General features: G+C 71.2%; 28 protein-coding genes. 20 read left to right on the forward strand and 8 right to left on the reverse strand.

The window, feature by feature from the left end; all coding sequences use genetic code 11:
• The first annotated feature begins 32 nt into the window (after window positions 1-32).
• Window positions 33-1,643: an AMP-binding protein gene (locus EXE57_RS15445; protein ID WP_135079012.1), complete on the forward strand. Its 1,611-nt coding sequence runs from the start codon at window positions 33-35 to the stop codon at window positions 1,641-1,643.
• Here the strand turns inward: EXE57_RS15445 and EXE57_RS15450 are convergent.
• Window positions 1,633-3,765 carry a S8 family serine peptidase gene (locus tag EXE57_RS15450; RefSeq protein WP_135079014.1) on the reverse strand — a complete coding sequence of 711 codons (2,133 nt, stop codon included), beginning with the start codon at window positions 3,763-3,765 and terminating at the stop codon, window positions 1,633-1,635. The two genes, EXE57_RS15445 and EXE57_RS15450, sit on opposite strands and share 11 nt — an antisense overlap.
• Before the next feature lie 83 nt (window positions 3,766-3,848).
• Between EXE57_RS15450 and EXE57_RS15455 the strand changes: the two genes are divergently transcribed.
• Together EXE57_RS15455 and EXE57_RS20400 are read left to right on the forward strand one after the other, a co-directional pair.
• Window positions 3,849-4,466 (forward strand): HAD family hydrolase, encoded by a 618-nt coding sequence (locus tag EXE57_RS15455; protein ID WP_135079016.1) that lies wholly within the window; start codon window positions 3,849-3,851, stop codon window positions 4,464-4,466.
• Window positions 4,467-4,557: 91 nt separating this feature from the next.
• Complete coding sequence (locus tag EXE57_RS20400) at window positions 4,558-4,953, forward strand: cold-shock protein (RefSeq protein ID WP_135079018.1); 396 nt, start codon at window positions 4,558-4,560, stop codon at window positions 4,951-4,953.
• Between the two features lie 21 nt (window positions 4,954-4,974).
• Here EXE57_RS20400 and EXE57_RS15465 read toward each other — a convergent pair whose 3' ends face one another.
• Window positions 4,975-6,396, reverse strand: coding sequence for an MFS transporter (locus EXE57_RS15465; RefSeq protein WP_135079020.1), 1,422 nt, complete (start codon window positions 6,394-6,396; stop codon window positions 4,975-4,977).
• Window positions 6,397-6,473: 77 nt separating this feature from the next.
• Between EXE57_RS15465 and EXE57_RS15470 the strand changes: the two genes are divergently transcribed.
• The gene (locus tag EXE57_RS15470) at window positions 6,474-7,259 is read left to right on the forward strand and encodes a DUF3027 domain-containing protein (RefSeq protein ID WP_425271715.1); all 786 of its coding nucleotides are present in this window, start codon (window positions 6,474-6,476) and stop codon (window positions 7,257-7,259) included.
• Here the strand turns inward: EXE57_RS15470 and EXE57_RS15475 are convergent.
• A complete protein-coding gene (locus EXE57_RS15475) occupies window positions 7,256-7,885 on the reverse strand; it encodes a class I SAM-dependent methyltransferase (RefSeq protein ID WP_135079024.1) in 630 nt (209 codons plus the stop codon). The two genes, EXE57_RS15470 and EXE57_RS15475, sit on opposite strands and share 4 nt — an antisense overlap.
• Window positions 7,878-8,171: a DUF2530 domain-containing protein gene (locus tag EXE57_RS15480; protein WP_244246867.1), complete on the reverse strand. Its 294-nt coding sequence runs from the start codon at window positions 8,169-8,171 to the stop codon at window positions 7,878-7,880. The genes EXE57_RS15475 and EXE57_RS15480 overlap by 8 nt, the downstream gene beginning before the upstream one ends.
• A gap of 71 nt (window positions 8,172-8,242) precedes the next feature.
• On the opposite strand from EXE57_RS15480, the gene EXE57_RS15485 reads away from it, so the two are divergent.
• The gene (locus tag EXE57_RS15485; protein ID WP_135079026.1) at window positions 8,243-9,727 is read left to right on the forward strand and encodes an NCS2 family permease; all 1,485 of its coding nucleotides are present in this window, start codon (window positions 8,243-8,245) and stop codon (window positions 9,725-9,727) included.
• Here the strand turns inward: EXE57_RS15485 and EXE57_RS15490 are convergent.
• Window positions 9,720-10,247, reverse strand: coding sequence for a GrpB family protein (locus EXE57_RS15490; RefSeq protein ID WP_244246868.1), 528 nt, complete (start codon window positions 10,245-10,247; stop codon window positions 9,720-9,722). The genes EXE57_RS15485 and EXE57_RS15490 overlap by 8 nt on opposite strands.
• 58 nt (window positions 10,248-10,305) lie before the next feature.
• Between EXE57_RS15490 and EXE57_RS15495 the strand changes: the two genes are divergently transcribed.
• From EXE57_RS15495 to EXE57_RS15525, 7 genes are all read left to right on the forward strand, one after another.
• Window positions 10,306-10,755, forward strand: coding sequence for a MarR family winged helix-turn-helix transcriptional regulator (locus EXE57_RS15495; protein WP_135079028.1), 450 nt, complete (start codon window positions 10,306-10,308; stop codon window positions 10,753-10,755).
• A complete protein-coding gene (locus EXE57_RS15500) occupies window positions 10,752-12,026 on the forward strand; it encodes an MFS transporter (protein ID WP_244246869.1) in 1,275 nt (424 codons plus the stop codon). Before EXE57_RS15495 ends, EXE57_RS15500 begins: the two co-directional genes overlap by 4 nt.
• Before the next feature lie 182 nt (window positions 12,027-12,208).
• Window positions 12,209-12,583 (forward strand): 30S ribosomal protein S12, encoded by a 375-nt coding sequence (gene rpsL, locus EXE57_RS15505; RefSeq protein WP_028636428.1) that lies wholly within the window; start codon window positions 12,209-12,211, stop codon window positions 12,581-12,583.
• A 1-nt stretch (window position 12,584) separates the two neighbouring features.
• The gene (gene rpsG / locus EXE57_RS15510; RefSeq protein ID WP_135079030.1) at window positions 12,585-13,055 is read left to right on the forward strand and encodes a 30S ribosomal protein S7; all 471 of its coding nucleotides are present in this window, start codon (window positions 12,585-12,587) and stop codon (window positions 13,053-13,055) included.
• Between the two features lie 157 nt (window positions 13,056-13,212).
• Entirely contained in the window at window positions 13,213-15,273 is a 2,061-nt protein-coding gene (gene fusA, locus EXE57_RS15515) for an elongation factor G (RefSeq protein ID WP_244247098.1), read from the forward strand.
• A 69-nt stretch (window positions 15,274-15,342) separates the two neighbouring features.
• The gene (tuf, locus tag EXE57_RS15520; protein WP_135079034.1) at window positions 15,343-16,536 is read left to right on the forward strand and encodes an elongation factor Tu; all 1,194 of its coding nucleotides are present in this window, start codon (window positions 15,343-15,345) and stop codon (window positions 16,534-16,536) included.
• Between the two features lie 110 nt (window positions 16,537-16,646).
• Window positions 16,647-17,015: a VOC family protein gene (locus tag EXE57_RS15525; RefSeq protein ID WP_135079036.1), complete on the forward strand. Its 369-nt coding sequence runs from the start codon at window positions 16,647-16,649 to the stop codon at window positions 17,013-17,015.
• A 30-nt stretch (window positions 17,016-17,045) separates the two neighbouring features.
• Here the strand turns inward: EXE57_RS15525 and EXE57_RS15530 are convergent, their stop codons facing one another.
• Together EXE57_RS15530 and EXE57_RS15535 are read right to left on the reverse strand one after the other, a co-directional pair.
• Window positions 17,046-17,753, reverse strand: coding sequence for a 4a-hydroxytetrahydrobiopterin dehydratase (locus tag EXE57_RS15530; protein ID WP_135079038.1), 708 nt, complete (start codon window positions 17,751-17,753; stop codon window positions 17,046-17,048).
• A gap of 44 nt (window positions 17,754-17,797) precedes the next feature.
• Complete coding sequence (locus EXE57_RS15535) at window positions 17,798-19,144, reverse strand: aspartate aminotransferase family protein (RefSeq protein WP_135079040.1); 1,347 nt, start codon at window positions 19,142-19,144, stop codon at window positions 17,798-17,800.
• Between the two features lie 67 nt (window positions 19,145-19,211).
• Here EXE57_RS15535 and trmB point away from each other — a divergent pair, with 67 nt between their 5' ends.
• Window positions 19,212-19,943 (forward strand): tRNA (guanosine(46)-N7)-methyltransferase TrmB, encoded by a 732-nt coding sequence (trmB, locus tag EXE57_RS15540; protein ID WP_244246870.1) that lies wholly within the window; start codon window positions 19,212-19,214, stop codon window positions 19,941-19,943.
• Between the two features lie 90 nt (window positions 19,944-20,033).
• Here trmB and EXE57_RS15545 read toward each other — a convergent pair whose 3' ends face one another.
• Window positions 20,034-20,447 carry a hypothetical protein gene (locus EXE57_RS15545; RefSeq protein WP_135079042.1) on the reverse strand — a complete coding sequence of 138 codons (414 nt, stop codon included), beginning with the start codon at window positions 20,445-20,447 and terminating at the stop codon, window positions 20,034-20,036.
• A gap of 74 nt (window positions 20,448-20,521) precedes the next feature.
• Between EXE57_RS15545 and EXE57_RS15550 the strand changes: the two genes are divergently transcribed.
• From EXE57_RS15550 to rpsS, 7 genes are all read left to right on the forward strand, one after another.
• Window positions 20,522-21,844, forward strand: a complete 1,323-nt coding sequence (locus tag EXE57_RS15550; RefSeq protein WP_244246871.1) for an MFS transporter — start codon at window positions 20,522-20,524, stop codon at window positions 21,842-21,844.
• Window positions 21,845-22,141: 297 nt separating this feature from the next.
• Entirely contained in the window at window positions 22,142-22,450 is a 309-nt protein-coding gene (gene rpsJ / locus EXE57_RS15555; RefSeq protein ID WP_008360994.1) for a 30S ribosomal protein S10, read from the forward strand.
• Between the two features lie 10 nt (window positions 22,451-22,460).
• Window positions 22,461-23,135 (forward strand): 50S ribosomal protein L3, encoded by a 675-nt coding sequence (rplC, locus tag EXE57_RS15560; protein WP_135079044.1) that lies wholly within the window; start codon window positions 22,461-22,463, stop codon window positions 23,133-23,135.
• A gap of 2 nt (window positions 23,136-23,137) precedes the next feature.
• Entirely contained in the window at window positions 23,138-23,788 is a 651-nt protein-coding gene (gene rplD / locus EXE57_RS15565) for a 50S ribosomal protein L4 (protein ID WP_135079046.1), read from the forward strand.
• Complete coding sequence (rplW, locus tag EXE57_RS15570; RefSeq protein WP_135079048.1) at window positions 23,785-24,081, forward strand: 50S ribosomal protein L23; 297 nt, start codon at window positions 23,785-23,787, stop codon at window positions 24,079-24,081. The genes rplD and rplW overlap by 4 nt, the downstream gene beginning before the upstream one ends.
• A 20-nt stretch (window positions 24,082-24,101) precedes the next feature.
• Window positions 24,102-24,938 carry a 50S ribosomal protein L2 gene (gene rplB, locus EXE57_RS15575; RefSeq protein ID WP_135079050.1) on the forward strand — a complete coding sequence of 279 codons (837 nt, stop codon included), beginning with the start codon at window positions 24,102-24,104 and terminating at the stop codon, window positions 24,936-24,938.
• A 5-nt stretch (window positions 24,939-24,943) separates the two neighbouring features.
• A complete protein-coding gene (rpsS, locus tag EXE57_RS15580) occupies window positions 24,944-25,225 on the forward strand; it encodes a 30S ribosomal protein S19 (protein WP_110182960.1) in 282 nt (93 codons plus the stop codon).
• The last annotated feature ends 16 nt before the right edge of the window (window positions 25,226-25,241 follow it).

The raw sequence follows: 25,241 nt of genomic DNA on the forward strand, positions 1-25,241 counted from the left end.
CGGACGGGCGCCCGGGCGTACGTTTGCGGGCCATGGAGTCCTACGCCGCCGGAGAGACCGACACCCCGCTGCTCGAGGAGACCATCGGGGAGAACCTCGCCCGCACCGTCGCCGCGCACCCGGACCGGGAGGCCCTGGTCGAGGTGGCCAGCGGCCGCCGGTGGACGTGGTCGGAGCTGGACGCCGCCGTCGACGGGCTGGCGATCGGGCTGGTCCGGGCAGGCATCGGCAAGGGCGACCGGGTCGGGATCTGGTCGCCGAACTGCGCGGAGTGGACGCTGACCCAGTACGCCACCGCGAAGATCGGGGCGGTCCTGGTCAACATCAACCCGGCCTACCGCACCCACGAGCTCTCCTTCGCGCTGCGACAGTCCGGCGTGCGCCTGCTGATCTCGGCGACGGAGTTCAAGACCAGCGACTACCGGGCGATGGTCGAGGAGGTGCGCGAGGAGGTCGGGCTCGAGCAGGTGCTGTTCCTCGGGACGCCGGAGTGGACCGACCACAACGTCAGCGACCCGGGCGTGACCCTGGCCGAGCTGGTGACCTGGCCGCTGCACCCCGACGACCCGATCAACATCCAGTACACCTCGGGCACCACCGGCTACCCGAAGGGCGCGACCCTCAGCCACCGCAACATCCTCAACAACGGCTACTTCACGACCGAGCTGATCAAATTCACCGAGGAGGACCGGCTCTGCATCCCGGTGCCCTTCTACCACTGCTTCGGGATGGTGATGGGCAACCTCGGCTGCACCACCCACGGCGCCACCATGGTGATCCCCGCACCCGGCTTCGACCCCGAGATCACGTTGCGGACCATCGAGGAGGAGCGCTGCACCGCGGTCTACGGCGTCCCGACGATGTTCATCGCCCTCCAGAACCATCCCGACTTCGCCTCCTTCGACCTGAGCAGCCTCCGTACCGGCGTGATGGCCGGCTCGATCTGTCCGGTCGAGGTGATGAGGGGGTGCATCGAGGAGATGCACATGGCCGAGGTGTCGATCTGCTACGGCATGACCGAGACCAGCCCGGTGTCGACCCAGACCCGCGCCGAGGACGACCTCGACCGGCGTACCTCGACGATCGGACGGGTGCACCCCCACGTGGAGATCAAGGTGGTCGACCCCGCCACCGGCGAGACCGTCGAGCGGGGCGAGCCGGGGGAGCTGTGCACCCGCGGCTACTCCGTGATGCTCGGCTACTGGGAGGACGAGGCCCGGACCCGCGAGGCGATCGACGCCGACGGCTGGATGCACACCGGCGACCTCGCCGAGATGCGGGAGGACGGCTACTGCACCATCGTCGGGCGGATCAAGGACATGGTGATCCGCGGCGGGGAGAACATCTATCCCCGCGAGATCGAGGAGTTCCTCTACACCCACCCCGACATCGAGGACGTCCAGGTGATCGGCGTCCCCGACGAGAAGTACGGCGAGGAGCTCTGCGCCTGGGTGCGGATGAAGTCGGGTGCCGAGGCGCTCGACGCCGACGCCGTACGGGCCTTCGCGACCGGACGCCTCGCGCACTACAAGATCCCGCGCTACGTCCTCGTCGTCGAGGAGTTCCCGATGACGGTCACGGGCAAGATCCGCAAGGTCGAGATGCGGGAGAAGTCGTCGGCCGAGCTCGGGCTCAGCGGCTGATCACGACGGGGATCCGGACCCGGACCCCGTCGGGACCCCGCCAGGTGATGGTGCCGTCGTCGACACCGCGACGGGCCGGACCCTGCACGCGCACCGTGTACGTCGCGGACTCGCCCGGCCCGAGCCGCACCGCTGCCGGCGCGACCTCGACGTCGTGGCGACCGAAGCCGTCGGCCTCGACCGACCAGTAGCGCGCCTCGTCGTCGAGGTTGGTGATCGTGCGGGTGGCCCGGGTGTCGCCGCCGTGGAGCGCGATCGAGGCGCTGTTGACGTCGGCCCGGGCGCCGCGGAGCCAGCCGCGGTAGGCGGCCGGGTCGGTGTCGTAGGCGAGCCGGGTGCGCATCGCCACCTCGGGACGGGCCCGGCCCGAGCCGGAGCGCAGCGCACCGGCCGGCAGCGGCCGCGCACTCGTGGCGAGGACCGAACGGACGACCGGCGCCGACCAGTCGTGTCGCGCGAGCAGCGTGGCGGCCAGTCCGGAGGTGCGGGCGGCTGCGGCGGAGGTGCCGTTGAGGAAGGCCCACCGGTCGCCGCTCGGGCCCGGTGCGGTCGCGGCGAGGATGCCCGTCGCCGGGGCCACCAGGTCGGGCTTGACGAAGCTGCCGAGCGGGTCGCCGCCGGCGGACCAGCCGGCGACCCGGACCGGGCCGACCCGACCGTCGGTCGGGTCGAGGCCGACGCGGGGGTCGTCCTGCCGGCGCACCCACTGCACCAGCCGGTCACCGGCCGCCTCGTCGAGGTGGACGGTGGGGACGTCGTGCAGGTCGTAGGCGACGCTGCCGGGCGCGGTGTTGACGAGGACCATGCCGACCCCGTCGGCGCGCGCGACCGCGGTCGACTTGGCGATCCGGGCGACCTCGCCGCGCTGGCACACCACGACGGCGCCGGCGGTGCGCGAGGCGTCCAGCGCCCCCGGGACGCACCGGGCCGCCTCGTCACGGGTCGACCCCGGGGCCGGCACGGCGGAGGCCAGGACGACCGGCGCGTCGACGGAGCGTCGTACGGTCATCGCGCCCGCGAGCCGCGGCCCGCCGGCCAGGCGGACCGATCCGGCGGCACCGGTGCCGGCGAGCCCACCGACCGTGGTCACCCACGGAGTCTCGGGCGCGGCGTACGCGTGCTCGGCGTCGTTGCCCGCGGCCGCGACCACGACGATGCCAGCCTCGGCGGCGCCCAGCAGGGCGCGGTCGACCGCGCCGGTGCCGTCGGAGCCGGAGACCGAGAGGTTGAGGACGTCGACGCCCTCCTCGACCGCCCGGTCGACCGCGGCGACCAGGTCGGCCGTCGCGCAGCCGTCGTCGCTGGGGTTGGGGGCGCTCCAGCACGCCTTGTAGGACGCGAGCCGTGCGCGGGGCGCGGTCCCGGAGTAGTTGGCCGGCAGCCCGGCCACGCCGGTGGAGACGCGCGCGTTGCCGACCGCGACCGACGCGACCTGCGTGCCGTGGCCGAGGACGTCGCGCGGCGAGAGGACCTCGGTGGACGAGACGTGCTCGCGCCCGAAGCCCTCGACGAACCACGACGCGGCCGCCAGCTTGCCGGAGCAGGCGGCCGGCTCCCACTCCTCGCCCGGCTGGCAGGTGCCGTCGAAGCCGGACGCGGCGTCGCCCAGGCCGGGGCCGGGGGCGAAGATCGGGCCCTCGGGCCAGATGCCGCTGTCGACGACGCCGACGACGACGCCGGCACCACCGCGCCCGCCCGGGACGTCGGCCCGGGCGGCGAGCGCGGCCCCGGTCGCGGCGAGCGGCCGCACGGAGTTCTCCTCGACGTCGGCGACGTGGGGGAGGGCGCGCAGGTCGTCGGCCTGCGCCGGCGTGAGCCGTACGGCGAAGCCGCTCAGCGCGGTCGTCCACCGGTAGGCCGGGGTGGGGGAGCCGATGCGCCGCAGCGCGGCGTCCTGGCGTCTGGTGAGCTCGGCCCGGAAGGACGCGCGCGACCTCGGGCCGTCGTACCCGGCCGTGCCGGGGCCGGCGAAGGTCACCAGGTGCAGCTGCGGGTCGCGTGGGGCGTCGTCGGCGTGGGCGGTCGGGACGAGGGCAGCGCCGGCGAGCGCCAGCACGGTGGCGCCGAGCACGGCACGGCCACCACGGCGCATCCGACGTACCACGTTTCCCACCTGCCCCACGACTCGGAAACGACCAGTGTCTCCCAAGCTGTCAAGCCGGGGCACACGATCCACAGGATTTCGTGCCCGCCTAGCCTTGTGCCGTGCCCAGTGCCCCCGCCGTCGGCTTCGACCTCGACCTCACGCTCATCGACACCGCCCACGGCATCGGCACGGTGCTCGAGGTGCTCGGCGACGAGCTCGGCGTGGCGTTCCCGGTCGAGGAGATGACCGCCCGGCTCGGCCCGCCGCTCGACCACCTCCTCACGCCGCACCTCCCCGCCGAGGAGGTCGGTCCGGCCGTCGACCGGTTCCGGGTGCTCTACCCGGACCACGCGATCACGCCCGTGCCGGTCCTCCCGGGCGCCGTCGCCGCCCTCGACGCCGTACGCCGGGCGGGCGGCCGTGTCGTCGTGGTCACCGGCAAGTTCACGCCCAACGCCCGGCTCCACCTCGACCACCTGGCCCTCGACCACGACGTCCTCGCCGGTGAGCTCTGGGGTGTCGGCAAGGCCGAGGTGCTGCTGCGCGAGGGGTGCAGCGTCTACGTCGGCGACCACGTGCACGACGTCGAGGGTGCGCTGGCTGCCGGAGCGGTGAGCGTCTCGGTGCTCACCGGTGGCTGCACGCGCGAGGAGCTGGAGGCGGCCGGCACGCACGTGGTCCTCGAGGACCTGACCGCGTTCCCCGCCTGGTTCGAGGACCACCTGGCCTCCGCCTGAACTCGGTTGGCCCGCCCGGAGGCGGCGACATAGGGTGGGTCGCTGCTGCGGCGCCGTGCCGCTGGCAACGGAAGGTGGAAAGGCGACAGTCGTGCCGACTGGCAAGGTGAAGTGGTTCGACCCCGCGAAGGGGTTCGGGTTCCTCTCGCAGGAGGACGGCCCGGACGTCTACGTGCACTCCGACGCGCTCCCCGAGGGCGTGACGACCCTCAAGAACGGTGCGCGCGTGGAGTTCGGCATCGCGCAGGGACGACGGGGTGAGCAGGCCCTGCAGGTGCGGCTGCTCGACGCCCCGCAGTCCGTCCAGCGCAACCAGGCCCAGCAGCGGCGCAAGGACCCCGAGGAGATGGTGACGATCGTGGAGGACACGATCCGTCTGCTCGACGGTGTCGGGGAGTCCTACCGCCACGGCCGCCACCCCGACGCCAAGACCGCCCGTCCGACCGCCAAGCTGTTGCGCGCGCTCGCCGGCGAGCTGGAGATCTGAGCCCGGCCGACCGTCGCGGGCTCAGGCCGCGGCCGCGGGTCGGCTCGCCTGCGGGCGCGTGGCCAGGACGAAGACCGTCCAGGCCGTCAGCACCACGAAGGCGACCCCGAGCCCGAGCCGGGCCGGCTCGAGCGGGAGGGCGATCCCGACGAAGCCGCCGATGACCCACGCCAGCTGGAGCGTGGTGTCGCTGCGCGCGAAGGCGCTGGCCTGCACCCGCGTCGGCACGTCCCGCTGGATGGTCGCGTCGAGGCAGAACTTCGCCAGCGACTGCGCCAGGCCGGCACTGAGCCCGAGCAGCACCAGCGGCAGGACGCCGTAGAACAGCGCGGCGAGCAGGGTGGTGGCGCTCACCGCCAGGAGGGCGAGCACGACGGTCACGTTGGGGTTGATGCGCTTGAGCACCGACGCCAGCACGATGCCCAGCGCGTTGCCGGCCCCGGCCGCGCCGACGACCAGGCCGACGAGCAGCTCGGGCTGCAGGTCGGTCGGGGGAGGGTTCTCGCGCAGGAGGAAGGCCATGAACATGATCAGGAACCCCGACGCCCACCGCGGCCCGCAGTTGGCCCGGAGCGCGAAGGCGACGGCTGGGGGGATCTGCATCCGCGCACGGCCCCGGCGGGTGGTGGCGGCCTCGGCGGCACCACCCCGGAGCACGAGGTCCTCCTCGCCGGCCGAGGAGTCGACCTTCTCCGGGAGCCGGATCGCACACACGGTGGCGACCACGAACATCGCGAAGGCGTAGCGCAACGACCACTCCGGCCCCACGAGGGACAGCAGGCCGGCGATCGGAGCAGCCACGGCGGCGCCCACGGTGCCGGCGAGCGACACCCGGCCGTTGGCACGCACCAGGGTGAAGTCCCGCGGCAGCAGGCGAGGCACGGCGGCGGCGCGGGTCACCCCGTAGGCCTTGGAGGAGACCAGCACGCCGAGCGCAGCGGCGAAGAGCCACGGGGACTCGTCGGCGACCGAGGTGGCGAGCGCCCAGCACAGGAAGGCCCGGATCGCCATGGTCGCCCCGATCGCCCAGCGCCGGCCGTGGGCGAACCGGTCCAGGAAGGGCCCGATGAGGGGGGCGACGATGGCGAACGGCAGCATCGTCAGGCCCAGGAACAGCGCCACCTGGCCGCGCGCCTCGCCCGAGGGGACCTGGAAGAAGAGCGTGCCCGCGAGGGAGATCGCGACCGCCGAGTCACCCGCGGTGTTGAAGAAGTGCATCTGGATGAGCCGCGAGAGCCCGGACTCGCCCGCACCCTCCGCCTCGGACGCCCGGGTGGCCTGCCGGACCGTGAACCGGCTGGCCCGGCCGGTGCCGCGCGCGGCTGCCGCGGCTCCCCGCGCCGTGGCGCGGGCGCTGGCCCTGATGCCGTCCCCGACCGCGCGTGTCCGCGAACGGGTGCCAGGACCCGGCCCCGGCTCGCCCTGCGGTCGCTGCTCGGTCATGCGCCCATCCTGCCCAATCGTCCTGACGCGAGACGATCGGCGCCCCGACCTGACACGGGAACCAGTGATTTGTCATGATGCGACCCGTGACCCCCACCCTGCGTGCCAAGTCAGACGCCGTCGCCGTCAAGGCGGCGGACGCCGCGCGCGCCGCCCTGACCGAGGAGGTCGACGCGGCGGACGTCGGCGAGCACCTCGGCCACGTCGTCGAGGGGGAGCGGCTGGTCACCCACCTGTTCGCCTGCACGCGGCGCGGCTACCGCGGCTGGCACTGGGCGGTGACCGTGGCCCGGGCGAGCCGCCAGCGCAACGTCACCGTCGACGAGGTCGTCCTCGTCCCGGGTGACGAGGCGATCGTGGCGCCTGCGTGGATCCCCTACAAGGAGCGCGTGCAGCCGGGCGACCTGTCCCCGGGCGACCTGATGCCCGTCCCCGACGACGACCCGCGGTTGGTGCCGACGTACTCCTTCGGCGACGACCCGCTCGACAGCGACGACAAGGCCCAGGTGCGCCAGGTCGCCCAGGACCTCGGCCTGGGCCGGGTGCGGACGCTCTCGGTGGAGGGGCGCGACCTCGCGGCCGAGCGCTGGTACGACGGCGACGGCGGCCCCGAGGCGCCGCTGGCCAAGTCGGCGCCCGACGTCTGCTCCACCTGCGGCTTCCTGGTCCGCATCGCGGGTCCGCTGTCGCTGACCTTCGGTGTCTGCGCCAACGGCAACGCCAACGACGACGGTCGTGTCGTCTCGCTCGACCACGGCTGCGGCGCCCACTCCGAGGTGCAGATCGCCAAGAAGCACGAGCCGGTCCCGCTGCCGCCGCCGGTCCTCGACACGGTCGGCGTGGACGAGCTCGACCCGCTCTAGGTCCCGGCGCGGCCGAGCAGCCACACGGCGTACTCGTCGCTTGGCGGGTGCAGCTCGTAGCTGCCGGCGCGCAGCTCGACCTGGAGGCCGACCGCCTCGACGTCCCCGACGAACTCCTCCGGCGGGTAGTGGCGCGCCCGGGTCGGCGTCTCGCGCAGGTGGAACCCGACCAGGACGCGGCCACCGGGGGCGAGCAGGTCGCGCATCCTGCCGAGCACGATCCGCTCGGTGCCCTCGGCGAGGTAGACCATGACGTTCCCGACCGCCACCACCAGGTCGTACGCCGTGGGGTGGCCCTCGCCGGCCAGCAGCTCGGGCGTCGTCTGGACCAGGTCGGCCCCCACCACCGGCACCGCGGGCCACGCCTCGCGCGACTGGGCCACGAGGGCGGCGTCGGCCTCGACCCCCACGACCCGGTGCCCGCGCGCCTGGAGTGCCGCGGCGACCCGTCCCATGCCCGACCCCGCGTCGAGGACCGTCGCGCCGCGGGGGAGGAGGGCGTCGGCCAGCCTGGCCTCGCCGTCCACGTCGCGCCCGGCGGCGATCAGGTCGGCGAAGGCGCGTCCGTAGGCGTGCCCGCCCGCGCCGCCGGCCAGCTGCCAGCGGGTCGGCGGAGCGTCACTCATCGGTGTCGGCGGCGAGCTCCGCGCGGGCACGCCGGCGGCGACGGCAGTACTCCAGGCCGCACAGGCCCAGGCCGAAGCCCGCGAGGCAGGTCCAGAGCCACCAGAGGTTCCCGTCCCCCTCGAGGCGGCCGTAGAAGGGGAGCAGCGCGAGGAACCCGAGCAGCCACAACGCGGAGCCGACCTCGACGGTGCGGACGCCGTCGACGTCCAGGGGCTCGACGTCGGCGACGATGTAGGTGCGGTTGCCGATCTCGTGCTTCATCGGCTGGTCGTCGCGGAGCTCCACGTCCGCCACGATATCCCGGCTGCCCGGCAGGTCACCCGCAGGACGGGCCCGCGCTCTGACATGCTGCCGCCGTGAGCGAGAAGACCGACCCCGGCCCGGCCACCGGCACCCGATCCTCCCGTGGTGGGCTGGACGGGTTCTTCAAGATCTCCGAGCGCGGCTCGACCGTGGAGCGCGAGGTCCGCGGTGGCGTCGTCACGTTCCTGACGATGGCCTACATCATCGTGCTCAACCCGATCATCCTGCTGGGTGGCGTCGACATGAACGGCGACCTCCTCGCCGGCGGCGACTTCGCAGCGATCAGCGCCGCGACGGCGCTCGCCGCGGGCGTGCTCACGCTGCTCATGGGCGTGGTCGCCAACTACCCGCTCGCGCTGGCGACCGGGCTGGGCCTCAACGCGTTCGTCACCTTCTCCATCGCCAGCCAGATGACCTGGGCCGACGCGATGGGCCTGGTCGTGATCGAGGGCCTGATCATCCTGGTGCTGGTGCTCACCGGCTTCCGCGAGGCCGTGTTCCGCGCCGTCCCGGCACAGCTCAAGATCGCGATCTCGGTGGGGATCGGGCTGTTCCTCACGATCATCGGGCTCGTGGACGCCGGCTTCGTACGCCGGATCCCGGACGTCGCCAACACCACCGTGCCCGTGCAGCTCGGCCCGACCGGCCAGCTGGCCGGCTGGCCGGTCGCGATCTTCTGCCTCGGCCTGGTGCTGACCTTCTCCCTCTACGTGCTGCGGGTGCGCGGCGCGATCCTGATCTCGATCCTGTCGATGACCGTGCTCGCCATCGTGGTGGAGCAGATCACCGAGACCGGCCCGGCGTTCTCCGAGGCCGGCTTCAACCCCACCGGCTGGCTCCTCAACGTGCCCGTCTGGCCGAGCGAGATCGTCGGCATGCCGGACCTCCAGCTGATCGGTGAGTTCAACCTGCTGGGCTCGTGGGAGAACGCCGGGGTCGTCGTCGCCGCCCTGTTCGTCTTCACGCTGCTGCTGGCCGACTTCTTCGACACCCTCGGGACGATGACGGCGGTCGGGGCCGAGGCAGGGCTCCTCGACGAGGAGGGCAACCCGCCGAACACCCGACGGATCCTGATCGTCGACTCGGTCGCGGCTGCCGCCGGCGGCGCCGCCTCGGTCTCGAGCAACACCTCCTACATCGAGTCCGCGTCGGGAGTGGCCGACGGCGCGCGCACCGGCCTCGCCAGCGTGGTCACCGGCGTGCTCTTCCTGCTGGCGATGTTCTTCGCCCCGGTGGTCAACGTGATCCCGAGCGAAGCGGCCGTGCCGGCACTCGTGCTGGTGGGCTTCCTGATGATGCAGCAGGTCCGGGGCATCGACTGGGAGGACCTCGAGATCGCGATCCCGGCCTTCCTCACGATCGTGCTGATGCCGTTCACGTACTCCATCACCACCGGCATCGGCGCCGGATTCCTCGCCTTCGTGCTGCTGAAGCTGATCCGCGGCAAGGTCCGGGCCGTGCACCCGCTGATGTGGATCGTGGCAGCACTGTTCCTCGTCTACTTCGGCATCAACCCGATCACCGACTGGCTCACCTGAGCGCGCGGGTCATGATGTCGGCGACCACCTCGGACTTGGCGTCGGCGTAGTCCTGGACCCGGTCCCACGAGCGGGCAGCCAGGGCGCGCTTGGTCCGCTCGTACGTCGCCCGGTCCGCCTCGTGGCGGCGGAGGTGGTCGCGGAAGGCGAGCATCCGGTCCACCTCCTCGCACCCCGCGCCGAAGACGTGGAGGTTGACCCGTGGGTCCTGGTCCCAGAACAGCCGGTGCTCGAACCACTCTGGTTCGCGGAGGCGGAACACGTAGCCGGCAGCCCTGAGCCCCTCGACGTACGCCGCCTCGTCGCTCGCGTCCGGCACCACCAGCACCATGTCGATCACGGGCTTCGCGGCCAGGCCGGGCACGGAGGTCGACCCCGCGTGGTGCAGCTCCACGACGACGTCGCCCAAGGCTGAACGGACCCTTGCCTCCTGCCGGGCGTACTCGGCGGGCCACGCCGGGTCGGCCTCGACGAGGAAGACGTCGCTCCCGGAACCGCGCGGCATCAGGTACTCGACCACCGCACGAGCATAGGACGATCCGGAATAGTTAGCAGAGGTAATGAGTTAGGCTAACGACATGGCTCCCACGGTCGAGAAGGCAGCGCGTACCGACGCCGGCCTCGCCTCCCAGCTCCGGCTCTCGGTGATGCGGCTGCGACGCCGGCTCGCCAACGAGCGCCACCCCGACAACGAGCTCAGCCTCAACGCGATGGCGGTCCTCGGGTCCCTCTACCGCCACGGCGAGCTGACGGTGGGGGAGCTGGCGGCCCTCGAGATGGTCCAGCCCCCGTCGATGACCCGCACCGTCAACTGCCTCGCGGACGGCGGCCACGTGGTCCGCCGCAAGCACGAGACCGACGGCCGCCAGGTCGTGGTCGTGCTGACCGACAGCGGTCGCCAGACCGTGCTGGCCGACCGACGCCGCCGCGACGCCTGGCTCGCCCGCCGGCTCGCCGAGCTCTCGCCGCACGAACGCGCCGTCCTCCGTGAGGCGGCCCCGATCCTCGAAAGGCTCTCCTCTAGTTGAGTCCCACGTTCCGCTCCCTCCACAACCCCAACTACCGTCGCTACGCAGCCGGTGGCGTCGTCTCCAACACCGGCACCTGGATGCAGCGCGTCGCCCAGGACTGGTTGGTGCTCCAGCTCACCGCCGGCAGCGGTGCCGCCGTCGGCATCACCACCGGGCTGCAGTTCCTGCCGTTCCTGCTGCTCTCGCCGCTCGCCGGGCTGGTCGCCGACCGGATCCCGAAGCGGCGGCTGCTCCAGCTGACCAACGTCGGCATGGCCGTCCCCGCCGTGGTCCTGGGGCTGCTGGCGGTCACGGGCGTGGCCCAGACGTGGCACGTCTACGTGCTGGCCCTCGTGCTCGGCACTGCCTCGGCCTTCGACGCGCCTGCCCGCCAGAGCTTCGTCTCCGAGCTGGTCGACGCCGACGACCTCACCAACGCCGTGGGCCTCAACTCCGCCAGCTTCAACGCGGCTCGCATCGTCGGGCCGGCGGTGGCCGGCATCCTGATCGCAGCCCTCGGCGGCGGCGTCGTGGCGACCGGGTGGGTGATCCTCGTCAACGCCGTCAGCTACGTCGCCCCGGTGCTGTCGCTCCGCTCGCTCGACGCGCGGCTGCTCCACAGCCCCGAGCTGGTGCGCCGCGAGCCCGGCCAGATCCGGGCGGGGCTGGCCTACGTCCGGGGCCGCCCCGACCTGATGCTGGTCATGGCGATCGTGTTCTTCGCCGGCACCTTCGGCCTCAACTTCCAGCTGACCTCGGCCCTGATGGCCACCGAGACCTTCGACAAGGGTGCGACCGAGTACGGCCTGCTCGGGACCTTCATGGCGGTCGGCTCGCTCACCGGGTCGCTCGTCGCCGCCCGCCGGGTCCGCGTACGCCACCGGCTGATCGTGCTGGCGGCCCTCACCTTCGCGGTGCTCGAGATGATCGCCGGCGCGATGCCGACGTACCTCACCTTCGCGCTGATGACGCCGCTGCTCGGGCTGAGCGCGCTCACGATGATCACGGCGGCGAACTCGTTCGTCCAGCTGCACACCGACCCGGGGATGCGCGGGCGGGTGATGGCCCTCTACATGATGATCTTCATCGGTGGGACGCCCCTGGGGGCGCCCCTGATCGGGTGGATCGGGGAGGTCGCAGGACCCCGGTGGACGCTGTGGATCGGCGGTGCCGCGACCGCGGTCGGGGTGCTGGCCGCGAGCGCCTTCTACCTCCGCACCCGGCCGGCCCCCGAGCCGGAGACGGTGACCCTTCCGACAGCGCCCGCGGGAGTGCCCGTCGGGCGCTGATCCGCCGTTTTGACCGGTGTTGGGGCGGGGAGTAATCTCAATCCTCGTGTCTGGGACGACCAGACCGTTGAGCGCGCCCCGATCTCGCAGGGCGCCCATCACAGGCACACCGCTCCATCGCAACACGTCGTGCCCGGCAAGGTGCCGGGTTCTGAGAGAAGCCCAGAAAGGGAACCGCCCAGGTGCCCACCATTAATCAGCTGGTCCGCAAGGGCCGCCAGGACAAGGTGTCCAAGAACAAGACGCCTGCCCTGAAGGGATCCCCGCAGCGCCGCGGCGTCTGCACCCGCGTCTACACCACCACCCCCAAGAAGCCGAACTCCGCCCTCCGCAAGGTCGCCCGCGTGCGCCTGTCGAGCGGCGTCGAGGTCACTGCCTACATCCCGGGTGTCGGTCACAACCTGCAGGAGCACTCCATCGTGCTCGTCCGCGGCGGTCGTGTGAAGGACCTGCCCGGCGTGCGCTACAAGATCATCCGCGGCACGCTCGACACCCAGGGTGTCAAGAACCGCAAGCAGGCCCGCAGCCGTTACGGCGCGAAGAAGGAGAAGAGCTGATATGCCGCGCAAGGGTCCCGCTCCCAAGCGGCCGATCGACGTCGACCCGGTCTACGGGTCCCAGCTGGTGACCCAGCTGGTCTCCAAGGTGCTCCAGGACGGCAAGAAGCAGGTCGCCCAGCGCATCGTCTACTCCGCCCTCGAGGGCTGCCGCGAGAAGACCGGCACCGACCCGGTCATCACGCTCAAGCGTGCGCTCGACAACGTGAAGCCGGCCATCGAGGTCAAGTCCCGCCGCGTCGGTGGTGCGACCTACCAGGTCCCGATCGAGGTCAAGGGCACGCGCGGCACCACGCTGGCGTTGCGCTGGCTCGTGGGCTACGCCGCCGACCGTCGCGAGAAGACGATGTCCGAGCGCCTGATGAACGAGATCCTCGACGCCTCCAACGGCCTCGGCGCCGCGGTGAAGAAGCGCGAGGACACCCACAAGATGGCCGAGTCCAACAAGGCCTTCGCCCACTACCGCTGGTGATGTGGCCGGGGCCGCCTGTGGTCACCGATCCAGGTTGCTGCTCGCAGCACCGCAGGCGCCTCGCTCCCATCGCTGGAACCCGACTTCCTAAGGAACGCTGACCACAGTGGCTGTCGACATCACCACCGACCTCAACGTCGTCCGCAACATCGGCATCATGGCCCACATCGATGCCGGCAAGACGACGACCACCGAGCGCATCCTCTTCTACACCGGTATCTCCTACAAGATCGGTGAGGTCCACGACGGCGCGGCCGTCATGGACTGGATGGAGCAGGAGCAGGAGCGCGGCATCACCATCACGTCCGCCGCGACCACCTGCTGGTGGAAGGACCACCAGATCAACATCATCGACACCCCGGGCCACGTCGACTTCACCGCCGAGGTCGAGCGCTCCCTGCGCGTGCTCGACGGCGCGGTCGCGGTCTTCGACGGTGTCGCCGGTGTCGAGCCGCAGACCATGACCGTGTGGCGCCAGGCCAACAAGTACTCCGTCCCGCGGATGTGCTTCGTCAACAAGCTGGACCGCACCGGTGCCGACTTCTTCCGCTGCGTCGACATGATGGTCGACCGCCTCAACTCCACCCCGCTGGTGCTGCAGCTGCCCATCGGCGCGGAGTCGGACTTCCTCGGCGTGATCGACCTGGTCGGCATGCGCGCCCTCACCTGGCGTGGCGAGACCACGATGGGCGAGGACTACGAGGTCGAGGAGATCCCGGCCGCGATGCAGGCCCAGGCCGACGAGTACCGCGAGAAGCTGCTCGAGACGCTGGCCGAGGCCGACGACGACATCATGGAGAAGTACCTCGAGGGCGAGACCTTCACGGTCCCCGAGCTCGAGGACGCGATCCGTCGCGCCACCCTGGCCGACAAGGTCAACCCGGTGCTGTGCGGCACGGCGTTCAAGAACAAGGGCGTCCAGCCCCTGCTCGACGCGGTCGTCAAGTACCTCCCGTCGCCGCTCGACATCGAGGGCATCGTGGGCCACGACCCGAAGGACGAGGACAAGGAGCTGGTGCGCAAGCCCAGCGACGACGAGCCCTTCTCCGGCCTCGCCTACAAGATCGCCAGCGACCCGCACCTCGGCAAGCTGATCTACGTCCGGGTCTACTCCGGCAAGCTCGAGGCCGGCTCGACCGTGGTCAACTCGGTCAACGGCCGCAAGGAGCGGATCGGCAAGGTCTACCAGATGCACGCCAACAAGCGTGAGGAGATCGCGTCGGTCGGCGCCGGCCAGATCGTGGCCGTCATGGGCCTCAAGGACACCAAGACGGGCCACACCCTGTCCGACCCGGCCCACCAGGTGGTGCTGGAGTCGATGACCTTCCCGGCCCCGGTGATCGAGGTCGCGATCGAGCCCAAGACCAAGTCCGACCAGGAGAAGCTGGGCATGGCGATCCAGCGTCTCTCCGACGAGGACCCGACCTTCACGGTCAAGGCCGACGAGGAGACCGGGCAGACGATCATCGCGGGCATGGGTGAGCTCCACCTGGAGATCCTCGTCGACCGGATGAAGCGCGAGTTCCGCGTCGAGGCCACCGTCGGCAAGCCGCAGGTCGCCTACCGCGAGACCCTCCGCAAGGAGGTCTCCAAGCACAGCTACACCCACAAGAAGCAGACGGGTGGCTCGGGCCAGTTCGCGAAGGTCGTCATCTCGCTCGGCCCGAACATCGACCCCGAGACCGGGACGGGTGCGGGCTACGAGTTCGCCAACAACGTCACCGGTGGTCGCGTGCCGAAGGAGTACATCCCCTCGGTCGACCAGGGCGGTCAGGACGCCATGGAGTTCGGCGTCCTCGCCGGTTACCCGATGGTCGACGTGAAGTTCACGCTCGAGGACGGCGCCTACCACGACGTCGACTCCTCCGAGCTGGCCTTCAAGATCGCCGGCAACCAGGCCTTCAAGGAGGCCGCGCGGATGGCCAAGCCCGTCCTCCTCGAGCCGATGTTCGCCGTGGAGGTGACCACTCCCGAGAGCTTCCTCGGCACGGTCATCGGCGACATCAACAGCCGTCGCGGCCAGATCCAGGCACAGGAGGAGCGTCACGGTGACATGGTCATCAACGCCCTCGTGCCCCTGTCCGAGATGTTCGGGTACGTTGGCGACCTGAGGTCCAAGACCTCCGGTCAGGCGTCGTACTCGATGGAGTTCGACTCGTACGCCGAGGTTCCCACGAACATCGCCGACGAGATCGTCAAGAAGGTCCGCGGCGAGTAAGTCGCCGGACCCTCGGCAAACACACAGCAATACGAGTCAAGTTCACCACCACACCAGGAGGAGCCCACAGTGGCTAAGGCGAAGTTCGAGCGGACCAAGCCGCACGTCAACATCGGCACGATCGGTCACATCGACCACGGCAAGACCACCTTGACCGCGGCGATCACCAAGGTGCTGCACGACAAGCACCCCGACCTCAACGCGGCGTCGGCGTTCGATGAGATCGACAAGGCTCCCGAGGAGCGTCAGCGCGGCATCACGATCTCGATCGCGCACGTCGAGTACCAGACCGAGGCGCGTCACTACGCCCACGTCGACTGCCCCGGTCACGCCGACTACATCAAGAACATGATCACCGGCGCGGCGCAGATGGACGGCGCGATCCTCGTGGTCGCCGCCACCGACGGCCCGATGCCGCAGACCCGTGAGCACGTGCTGCTGGCCCGCCAGGTCGGCGTCCCCGCCCTGGTGGTCGCGCTCAACAAGTGCGACATGGTCGACGACGAGGAGCTCATCGAGCTCGTCGAGATGGAGGTGCGCGAGCTCCTCTCCGAGTACGAGTTCCCGGGCGACGACATCCCGGTCGTCCAGGTGGCTGCCTTCCCGGCGCTGCAGGGCGACGCCAAGTGGGGCGAGTCGATCATGGAGCTCATGAACGCCGTCGACGAGGCGATCCCGACCCCGGAGCGCGAGACCGACAAGCCGTTCCTGATGCCGGTCGAGGACGTCTTCACGATCACCGGTCGTGGCACCGTCATCACGGGCCGCATCGAGCGGGGCATCGTGAAGGTCAACGAGGAGGTCGAGATCGTCGGCATCCGCGAGGGCTCGCAGAAGAGCACCGTCACCGGTGTCGAGATGTTCCGCAAGCTGCTCGACGAGGGCCAGGCCGGTGAGAACGTCGGTCTGCTGCTCCGTGGCACCAAGCGCGAGGACGTCGAGCGCGGCATGGTCGTCATCAAGCCGGGCACCACGACCCCGCACACCAACTTCGAGGCCTCGGTCTACATCCTCTCGAAGGAGGAGGGCGGCCGTCACACGCCGTTCTTCAACAACTACCGTCCGCAGTTCTACTTCCGCACCACGGACGTGACCGGCGTCGTGACCCTCCCCGAGGGCACCGAGATGGTCATGCCGGGCGACAACACGGAGATGGCCGTCGAGCTCATCCAGCCGATCGCCATGGACGAGGGCCTGCGGTTCGCGATCCGGGAGGGTGGCCGCACCGTCGGCGCCGGCCGGGTCACCAAGATCACCAAGTGATCCCCGCGGGTCGCTGACCCGCTGATCCACCAGTTCGGCCCCGGGCTCCGGTCCGGGGCCGAGCTGCATTTCCGGCGACCCTGTCGGTGGCTGCGGCTAGCCTGCCGCGCATGGCACTCACCCTGGGCATGATCACCATGGACACCTCGGACGCGACGGCTCTCGCCGGCTGGTGGGCCGAGCAGACCGGCTCCCACGTCGTGCAGGACTTCGACGGTGGCTACCTCATCCTCGCGGGCGGCGGGCTGCCGGCGCTGCTGGCCTTCCAGCAGGTCGACGACCCGACGCCCGGCAAGAACCGGGTCCACCTCGACCTGTCGGCCGACGACCTCGACGCGGAGGTCGAGCGCCTGCTCGGTGCGGGCGCGTCCCTGGTCGGGCGCCGGGGTGACGACAACTTCCGGTGGGTCACGCTGGCCGACCCCGACGGCAACCAGTTCTGCGTCGCCGCTAGCGCGGAGTCCGCGGGCCTGGCCTGACCCCACCACGGGGCAAGGGCGTCGGCGTGCTCAGCCCTTCGTCGCAGCGGACACGTCGACGCAGACGACACCCTTGTTGCCGTCCTGGTCCGCGACCACGGTGAGCGAGGGCGCGTTGCTGTCGTCGACGACGGTCCCACCCGCGGCCACGGCGGCGGCGATCCGTCGGTCGACCGCTTCCGGCGCCACGTAGACCTCGACGTGGAACCGCTGACCCGGGGTCTCGTGCTCCTCGGCGTCCCCGAACCACAGGTTCGGCACCCGCGCCGTGGCGTCCCGGACCTCGTCGCTGGGGCTGCCGCGTCCCTGCGAGTCAGCGCTCCCCGTCAGCAGGGCGGCCCACACCGGGGCGATGGTGGCCGAGCTCGTCGTGTCGAGACCGAGCTCGACCTCGCTGACCGAGGCAGGATCGGCGTCGAGCCCCTGGTCGGCCGCGATCTCGGTGATCCGACGCGCGAGGTCGACGTCCTGCTGGGTCACCCACTCGACGACGTGCTCGGTGCCCTCGTCGTCACGATAGATGGCGTCGGCAGTGACCAGCTCGAGGTCGACGTACCCGCGGCCGATCGACACGCGCGGGTGGTGGCCGAGGACGTCGCCCGCCTCGCCCACCGCGACGACGAACCGTGCGCCGGCGCCGAAGTCGTCGACCAGGAACCTGGCGTGCAGTCCCTGGGCGAGCTTGCGCCAGTCGGTCAGGTCGGCCTCGGCGATCCGTTCGCCCCGCAGCATGTCCATGGCGGGGACCCTAGCCGTGATCCGGCCGCACCGTCCCGAGCCGGTCAGGGCGCGACGAGCGCGGCGACGGCCTCGCCGAACACCTCGGTGTGGCGGTCGACGTCCGCCGCCGAGTGGTGCGGGCTGAGCAGCGCCATGTTGTGGAACGGCGTCAGCAGCACCCCGCGGTTGAGGCACCACAGGTGCAGGAAGCCCTCGAGCTCCTCGTCGACGGCGGCGGCCGCGGCGGCGCCGTCCCGCGGTGGCGGGCAGAACCAGTACTCCGCCCGGCAGCCGAGCCGCTGGACGTGCCAGGGCAGTCCGTGGCGCTCGATCACCTCGGTGACCCCGGCCGTGAACTGCTCCGCGAGCGGGATGGCCACGGCGAAGTCCTCCTCGCGCAGGCAGGTCGACAGCGTCGCCCGCACCGCGGCGAGCGCGAGGGCGCTGCCGGTGAGGGTGCCGCCCACGCCCGCGACGTCGATCTCGTGCCCCTTCATGGGGCCGGAGAGGCGTCCCGCCACCTCCGCCGTCATCCCGTACGCCGCCACGGGCACCCCGCCGCCGATCGGCTTGCCGACGACGAGCAGGTCCGGCTCCAGGCCCCACGCAACCGTGCAGCCGCCCGGCCCCGCGCACAGGGTGTGCGTCTCGTCGACCACCAGCAGCACGCCGTGGCGTCGGGTGATCTCGCGGACCGCGTCGAGGTAGCCCGGCTCCGGGAGCACGATCCCGATGTTGGTGAGCGCCGGCTCCATGAGGAGGCAGGCGACGTCCCCCTCGGCGAGCCTGCGGTCGAGTGCCTCGGCGTCGTTGAAGGGGACCACCGCGGTCGTGACGGCGACGTCCACCTGTGGACCGAGAGCTCCGGGCCGCGGCACCACCCGGTCGCCGTCGAGCACGGCCAGGGTCTCGTCGACGGTGCCGTGGTAGCACCAGTCCATGACCGCGACCCGGGGCCGGCCGGTGAGGTGGCGCGCAAAACGCAGCACGAACCGGTTGGCGTCGGTGGCCGACATCGCCAGCTGCCAGGCCGGCAGCCCGAACCGCCGGGCGAGCTCCTCGGCCACCCAGATCGCGTCGGGGGAGGGCAGCATCGTGGTGATCCCGGCGCCGGCGCGCGTGGCGAGCGCCTCGGTGACCTGGGGGAGGGCGTGCCCGGTCATCGCCCCGGTGTCGCCGAGGCACAGGTCGACGTACTCGTGGCCGTCGACGTCGGTGAGCCGCGCGCCGCCGGCGGACTCGACGAAGACCGGGAACCGCCCCGGCCACCGGGTCATCCACGGCATCGGGACCCCGGCCAGCAGGCTGCGGTCGGCGGCAGCGGCGAGGTCGGCGGAGGCCGGATGGCCGCGCGCGAAGCGCTCCTCCTCGTCGGCACGCAGGGAGGCCAGGCGGTCGCGGTCGATCATGGAGGCAATCTAGGGCGCGGGCGTACCCGGGCGCACCGGGCGACCCGCGTGACGGGACAATGCAGGGGTGAACGAACCGGTCCGGCCTGCACGCCCCCACCAGCGGCTCACCGAGGACGGACGCCGGATGCGTGAGGTGCTGAGCTACTCGCGCCGTGGCAGCCGCTTCACCCCCTCGCAGGCCGCCGCCTGGGAGGCGTACGCCGACCGCATGGTCATCCCCGACGAGGCCGTCGACGACCCGTCCTTCCGTCTCTCGGACTGGTTCGGGCGCGAGGCCCCGCTCGTGGTCGAGATCGGCCCGGGGGTGGGGGAGGCCACCGGGGTGCTGGCGGCGGCTCGACCCGACCACGACGTCCTGGCCATCGAGGTGTGGCGGCCCGGGGTGGCCGCGGCCCTGGCCGAGGTCGCCACGGCCGGCGCGACCAACGTCCGCTTCTGCTCCGTGGACGCCGCCTGGATGCTCGAGCACGTGGTCGAGCCCGACCGGCTCGCCGCGCTCTGGACCTTCTTCCCCGACCCCTGGCCGAAGAAGAAGCACCACAAGCGCCGCCTCGTCGACGCCGGCTTCGCCCGGCTCGCGGCCTCCCGGCTCCGTCCGGGCGGGGAGTGGCGGCTCGCCACCGACTGGCCCGACTACGCCGAGCAGATGCACGAGGTCCTCGACGCCGAGCCGCTGCTCGAGGGCGGCGAGGTGGAGCGGTGGTCCGAGCGGCCGGTCACCAAGTTCGAGCGCAAGGGCCTGGCCGTGGGGCGCTCCATCACCGACCTCAGCTACCGGCGGGTCGTGCCCTCCTAGGGCCTGTCTCCCAGCTCCATGGCCTGCTGCGCTCCGCCCGCGGGCACCTCGCTGGACGACGCTCGCGACGGCCGAGAGCTGAGACCCGCCCTAGGCCGCGTGGGGCAGCACCCCGGCATCGACCAGCAGGGTCTCGACGCGCAGTCGCTCCCGGTCGAGCTCGGCACCGGGTGGGAGGACGCCGACGAGGTGCGGGATGTCCAGGGTGTCGGCCGCCTCGGCGAGCACCCGGTCGTAGGCCTGACGACGCCCCTCGTACTGCGCGAACCTCATGCCGTCCTGGTGGTAGCGGACCGAGATCCGACGCACGTCGGCCGCGATCTGCTCGATCGGGCGGGTCGGGGGCGCCTCGGTCTCGGGACGCCCCAGGACCCGCCGGCCGAGCCGGACCAGGAGCCGCCAGCTGCGCCACTCGTAGAGACCGCCCAGGAGCGCCGCGAGGATGATCTTGAGCACCATCGCGATCAGCAGCAACGAGGCCACGGCCTCGAGGACCCCGGACATGCTCCGACCGTACGCCGCCGTCCGGGACCCGGCCACACCCTGCGCTGGCAGCATCCTGCCCCTACGATCTCTCGGTGACCGTCATCCGCGAGCCGGGCGCGCGCACCGGGATCCACCGCGCCTGGTGGGTCGCCGGGGTCACGATGGCCGCACTCGTCGCCGCTGCCGGGTTCCGCTCCTCGACCGGCGCGCTCCTGGTCCCGCTCGAGGAGGAGTTCGGCTGGTCCCGGGCGACCACGAGCGGCGCGGTGAGCCTCAACCTGGTCGTCTACGGACTCACCGCCCCCTTCGCCGCAGCCCTGATGGAGCGCTTCGGCGTGCGCCGGGTGGTGGCCGCCGCGCTGGCCCTGGTCGCCCTCGGCTCCGGCCTGACCCTGGTGATGACCAGCCCGTGGCAGCTCTGGCTGCTGTGGGGCTTCGCCGTCGGGATCGGCACCGGTTCGCTGGCCCTCGTCTTCGGCGCCATCGTCGCGAACCGGTGGTTCGTCCGCCACCGCGGGGTGGTGGTGGGCGTCTTCAGCGCGGCCAGCTCCACCGGCCAGCTGGTCTTCCTGCCCGCGATCGCGGCGCTGGCGGCCGGCCCCGGGTGGCGGTGGGCGGCGGCGCTGGTGACGGTGTTCGCGCTGCTGCTCGTGCCCCTCGTGCTGTGGGTGCTGCGGGACTCCCCGGCGCAGGTCGGCACCACGCCGTACGGCGCCCCGGACGACGAGCCGGCCACCCCGCCACCTGCACCCGCCGAAGGGGCCGGAGCGGCGACGCTGGCCCTGCGCACCCTGCGGGAGAGCTCACGCTCGCGCACGTTCTGGATCCTTCTCGGCACCTTCTGGATCTGCGGCTGGTCGACCAACGGACTGATCGGCACCCACTTCATCCCTGCGGCGCACGACCACGGGATGCCCGCCACCACGAGCGCCGGGTTGCTGGCGCTGATCGGTGTCTTCGACATCGTCGGGACCGTCGCCAGCGGCTGGCTCACCGACCGGGTGGACAGCCGCTACCTGCTGTTCGGCTACTACTTCTTCCGCGGGTTGTCGCTGCTCGCCGTGCCGTGGCTGCTCGGCCCGCACGTGCACCCGAGCCTGTTCCTGTTCATCCTGTTCTACGGGCTCGACTGGGTCGCCACGGTCCCTCCGACGGTCGCCCTGTGCCGCCAGCACTTCGGGATCGAGCGTTCCGGCGTGGTCTTCGGCTGGGTCTTCGCCTCCCACATGGTCGGCGCGGGGGTGGCCGCCAGCTTCGCGGGATGGGTGCGGACGGTGCAGGGTGACTACCTCGCGGCCTGGCTCACGGCCGGTGGGCTGTGCGTCCTGGCCGCCGTCGCGTGCCTCGCGATCCCCGCCTCGGGGGCGGCCGGTTCCATCCGATTTGGCTTCACGCGGACGCGTCTGCCAAGATAGTCCGGTTGCTTCGGCGGGTTGCCGGGGTGCGCCACATCTTGACTACTTAATCGCGTCTCACGAGATCGAAGCGGTAGGACCTGTGTGGTCGCACCGAACCGTGAGACCCGATCGGCCCGGGCTCACGCCGGGCGCCACCAGACAACGAGCAGGATCCTTGCGGTCTTGTGTTGCGCCACGTTGCGCGACACGCCCGACCGCGGGGGTCGGAGCTCGGGTGGGAGCGATGCGGAGGTCCCCGACCGGGGGCTCCGGGACAGTACGCGGCACTGACTACGAAGAGGACGAGAGAGACCTATGGCGGGACAGAAGATCCGCATCAGGCTCAAGGCCTATGACCACGAGGTGATCGACACCTCGGCGCGCAAGATCGTGGACACCGTCACCCGTACGGGTGCCAAGGTCGCCGGCCCGGTGCCGCTGCCGACCGAGAAGAACGTCTACTGCGTCATCCGCTCGCCCCACAAGTACAAGGACTCGCGCGAGCACTTCGAGATGCGCACCCACAAGCGCCTCATCGACATCATCGACCCCACCCCCAAGACCGTCGACTCGCTGATGCGCCTGGATCTTCCCGCCGGCGTCGACATCGAGATCAAGCTCTGAGGAATCTTCGATGACTGCCACTTTCGAACGCACCGTCAAGGGACTGCTGGGCACCAAGCTCGGCATGACCCAGCTCTGGGACGAGAACAACCGCATCGTCCCCGTCACCGTGATCGCGGCGACCACCAACGTGGTCACCCAGGTCCGCCTGCCCGAGACCGACGGCTACAACGCCGTCCAGGTCGGCTACGGCGAGATCGACGGCCGCAAGGTCACCAAGCCGCAGGCGGGTCACTTCACCAAGGCCGGGACGACCGCGCGTCGTCACCTGGTCGAGATCCGGACCAGCGACGCCGCCGCGTACTCCGTCGGCCAGGAGCTGGGTGTCGACACCTTCGCCGCCGGCGAGGAGATCGACGTCACCGGCACCAGCAAGGGCAAGGGCTTCGCCGGAACCATGAAGCGTCACGGCTTCTCCGGCGTGGGCGCCTCCCACGGTGCGCACCGCAACCACCGCAAGCCGGGCTCGATCGGCGCCTGCGCGACCCCCGGTCGCGTGTTCAAGGGCGTCCGGATGGCCGGCCGCATGGGTACGGACACCGTCACCACCCAGAACCTCACCGTGCACGCGGTGGACGCCGAGAAGGGCCTGATCCTCGTGAAGGGCGCCATCCCCGGCCCCAAGGGTGGTCTGGTCGTGCTGCGCACCGCCGCGAAGAAGACCGTTGAGAATGGAGAGGCCTGAGCATGGCTGACACCGTCAAGACCCTGAAGGTCGAGCTCCCGGCAGCGATCTTCGACGTCGAGGTCAACGTCCCGCTGATCCACCAGGTCGTGGTGGCCCAGCAGGCGGCCGCGCGTCAGGGCACCCACGCCACCAAGACCCGCGGCGAGGTCCGCGGCGGTGGCGCGAAGCCCTACAAGCAGAAGGGCACCGGCCGCGCCCGTCAGGGCTCGACCCGCGCGCCGCAGTTCGCCGGCGGTGGCGTCGTCCACGGCCCGCAGCCGCGTGACTACTCCCAGCGGACCCCCAAGAAGATGAAGGCCGCCGCCCTGCGCAGCGCCCTCTCCGACCGGGCCCGCAACGACCGGATCCACGTCGTGGACAGCCTCGTGAGCGGCGACAAGCCGTCCACCAGGTCGGCGCTCGGTGCGCTGGCCGGGCTCGCCGACCGCACCAAGTTCCTCGTGGTGCTCGAGCGCAACGACTCGATGACCTGGCTCTCGCTGCGCAACGCGCCCGAGGTCCACATCGTCGCGGTCGACCAGCTCAACACCTACGACGTGCTGGCCTCCGACGACGTGGTCTTCACCAAGGGCGCCTACGACGCCTTCGTGAGCAAGGCCGCCCCGGCGGACGAGAAGCAGGCCGCCAAGGCCGAGGAGGGCGAGAAGTGAGCACCCTGCACAAGGACCACCGCGACGTCCTGATCGCACCGGTGGTGTCCGAGAAGAGCTACGGCCTCCTCGACGCCAACAAGTACACGTTCCTGGTGCGCCCGGACGCCAACAAGACCGAGATCAAGATCGCGGTCGAGAAGGTGTTCGACGTCAAGGTCACGTCGGTCAACACGATCAACCGCCAGGGCAAGACCCGCCGTACGCGTTACGGCATCGGCAAGCGCGCGAGCACCAAGCGCGCCATCGTCAGCCTCGCTGAGGGCCACCGCATCGACATCTTCGGCGCCTGAGCGCCCGAGAAGGAACAGACATGGCTATCCGCAAGTACAAGCCGACCACCCCGGGCCGTCGTGGCTCGTCGGTGGCCGACTTCGTCGAGATCACCCGGACCACGCCGGAGAAGTCGCTGACCCGTCCGCTGCCCAAGAAGGGCGGTCGCAACAACCAGGGCCGGATCACCACCCGTCACCAGGGCGGTGGCCACAAGCGGGCCTACCGGATCATCGACTTCCGTCGCTACGACAAGGACGGCGTGCCGGCCAAGGTCGCTCACATCGAGTACGACCCCAACCGCACCGCGCGCATCGCGCTGCTGCACTACGCCGACGGCGAGAAGCGCTACATCATCGCCCCGCGCGACCTGGTGCAGGGTGCTGCGGTCGAGTCCGGCCCCAACGCCGACATCAAGCCCGGCAACAACCTGCCGCTGCGCAACATCCCGGTCGGTTCCACCATCCACTGCGTGGAGCTCCGTCCCGGTGGCGGCGCCAAGATCGCCCGCTCCGCCGGCATGAGCGCGCAGCTGGTGGCCAAGGAGGGTTCCCGCGCCACGCTGCGGATGCCGTCCGGCGAGATGCGCTTCGTCGACGTCCGCTGCCGCGGCACCGTCGGTGAGGTCGGCAACGCCGAGCAGTCCAACATCAACTGGGGCAAGGCCGGCCGCATGCGCTGGAAGGGCAAGCGCCCGACCGTCCGCGGTGTCGTCATGAACCCCGTCGACCACCCGCACGGTGGTGGCGAGGGCAAGACGTCCGGTGGCCGCCACCCGGTCAGCCCGTGGGGCAAGCCCGAGGGCCGTACGCGCAAGCGCAAGGCCTCCGACTCCCAGATCATCCGCCGCCGCAAGTCCGGCAAGGGTAGGAAGTAAACGACATGCCTCGCAGCCTCAAGAAGGGCCCCTTCGTCGACGACCACCTCATGAAGAAGGTGGACGCGGAGAACGACAAGGGCAGCCACAACGTCATCAAGACCTGGTCTCGTCGCTCGATGATCGTCCCGGCCATGATCGGCCACACGATCGCCGTGCACGACGGCCGCAAGCACGTCCCGGTGTTCGTGACCGACTCGATGGTCGGCCACAAGCTCGGGGAGTTCGCACCCACCCGCACCTACCGCGGGCACGTGAAGGAAGACCGGAAGGGTCGCCGCCGCTGACGCGGGGGCGAGCTAA

This window comes from Nocardioides euryhalodurans, assembly GCF_004564375.1.
In the GTDB taxonomy this organism is placed as follows: Bacteria; Actinomycetota; Actinomycetes; order Propionibacteriales; family Nocardioidaceae; genus Nocardioides; species Nocardioides euryhalodurans.

What these genes read in the sequence shown, in the direction of transcription:
- EXE57_RS15445 (WP_135079012.1), top strand. Translation starts at nt 33, where the DNA reads ATGGAGTCCTACGCCGCCGGAGAGACCGACACCCCGCTGCTCGAGGAG.
- EXE57_RS15465 (WP_135079020.1), bottom strand. Translation starts at nt 6,396, where the DNA reads ATGACCGAGCAGCGACCGCAGGGCGAGCCGGGGCCGGGTCCTGGCACC.
- EXE57_RS15470 (WP_425271715.1), top strand. Translation starts at nt 6,474, where the DNA reads ATGCGACCCGTGACCCCCACCCTGCGTGCCAAGTCAGACGCCGTCGCC.
- EXE57_RS15475 (WP_135079024.1), bottom strand. Translation starts at nt 7,885, where the DNA reads ATGAGTGACGCTCCGCCGACCCGCTGGCAGCTGGCCGGCGGCGCGGGC.
- EXE57_RS15495 (WP_135079028.1), top strand. Translation starts at nt 10,306, where the DNA reads ATGGCTCCCACGGTCGAGAAGGCAGCGCGTACCGACGCCGGCCTCGCC.
- rpsG (WP_135079030.1), top strand. Translation starts at nt 12,585, where the DNA reads ATGCCGCGCAAGGGTCCCGCTCCCAAGCGGCCGATCGACGTCGACCCG.
- fusA (WP_244247098.1), top strand. Translation starts at nt 13,213, where the DNA reads ATGGCCCACATCGATGCCGGCAAGACGACGACCACCGAGCGCATCCTC.
- EXE57_RS15525 (WP_135079036.1), top strand. Translation starts at nt 16,647, where the DNA reads ATGGCACTCACCCTGGGCATGATCACCATGGACACCTCGGACGCGACG.
- EXE57_RS15530 (WP_135079038.1), bottom strand. Translation starts at nt 17,753, where the DNA reads ATGGACATGCTGCGGGGCGAACGGATCGCCGAGGCCGACCTGACCGAC.
- EXE57_RS15535 (WP_135079040.1), bottom strand. Translation starts at nt 19,144, where the DNA reads ATGATCGACCGCGACCGCCTGGCCTCCCTGCGTGCCGACGAGGAGGAG.
- EXE57_RS15545 (WP_135079042.1), bottom strand. Translation starts at nt 20,447, where the DNA reads ATGTCCGGGGTCCTCGAGGCCGTGGCCTCGTTGCTGCTGATCGCGATG.
- rpsJ (WP_008360994.1), top strand. Translation starts at nt 22,142, where the DNA reads ATGGCGGGACAGAAGATCCGCATCAGGCTCAAGGCCTATGACCACGAG.
- rplC (WP_135079044.1), top strand. Translation starts at nt 22,461, where the DNA reads ATGACTGCCACTTTCGAACGCACCGTCAAGGGACTGCTGGGCACCAAG.
- rplD (WP_135079046.1), top strand. Translation starts at nt 23,138, where the DNA reads ATGGCTGACACCGTCAAGACCCTGAAGGTCGAGCTCCCGGCAGCGATC.
- rplB (WP_135079050.1), top strand. Translation starts at nt 24,102, where the DNA reads ATGGCTATCCGCAAGTACAAGCCGACCACCCCGGGCCGTCGTGGCTCG.
- rpsS (WP_110182960.1), top strand. Translation starts at nt 24,944, where the DNA reads ATGCCTCGCAGCCTCAAGAAGGGCCCCTTCGTCGACGACCACCTCATG.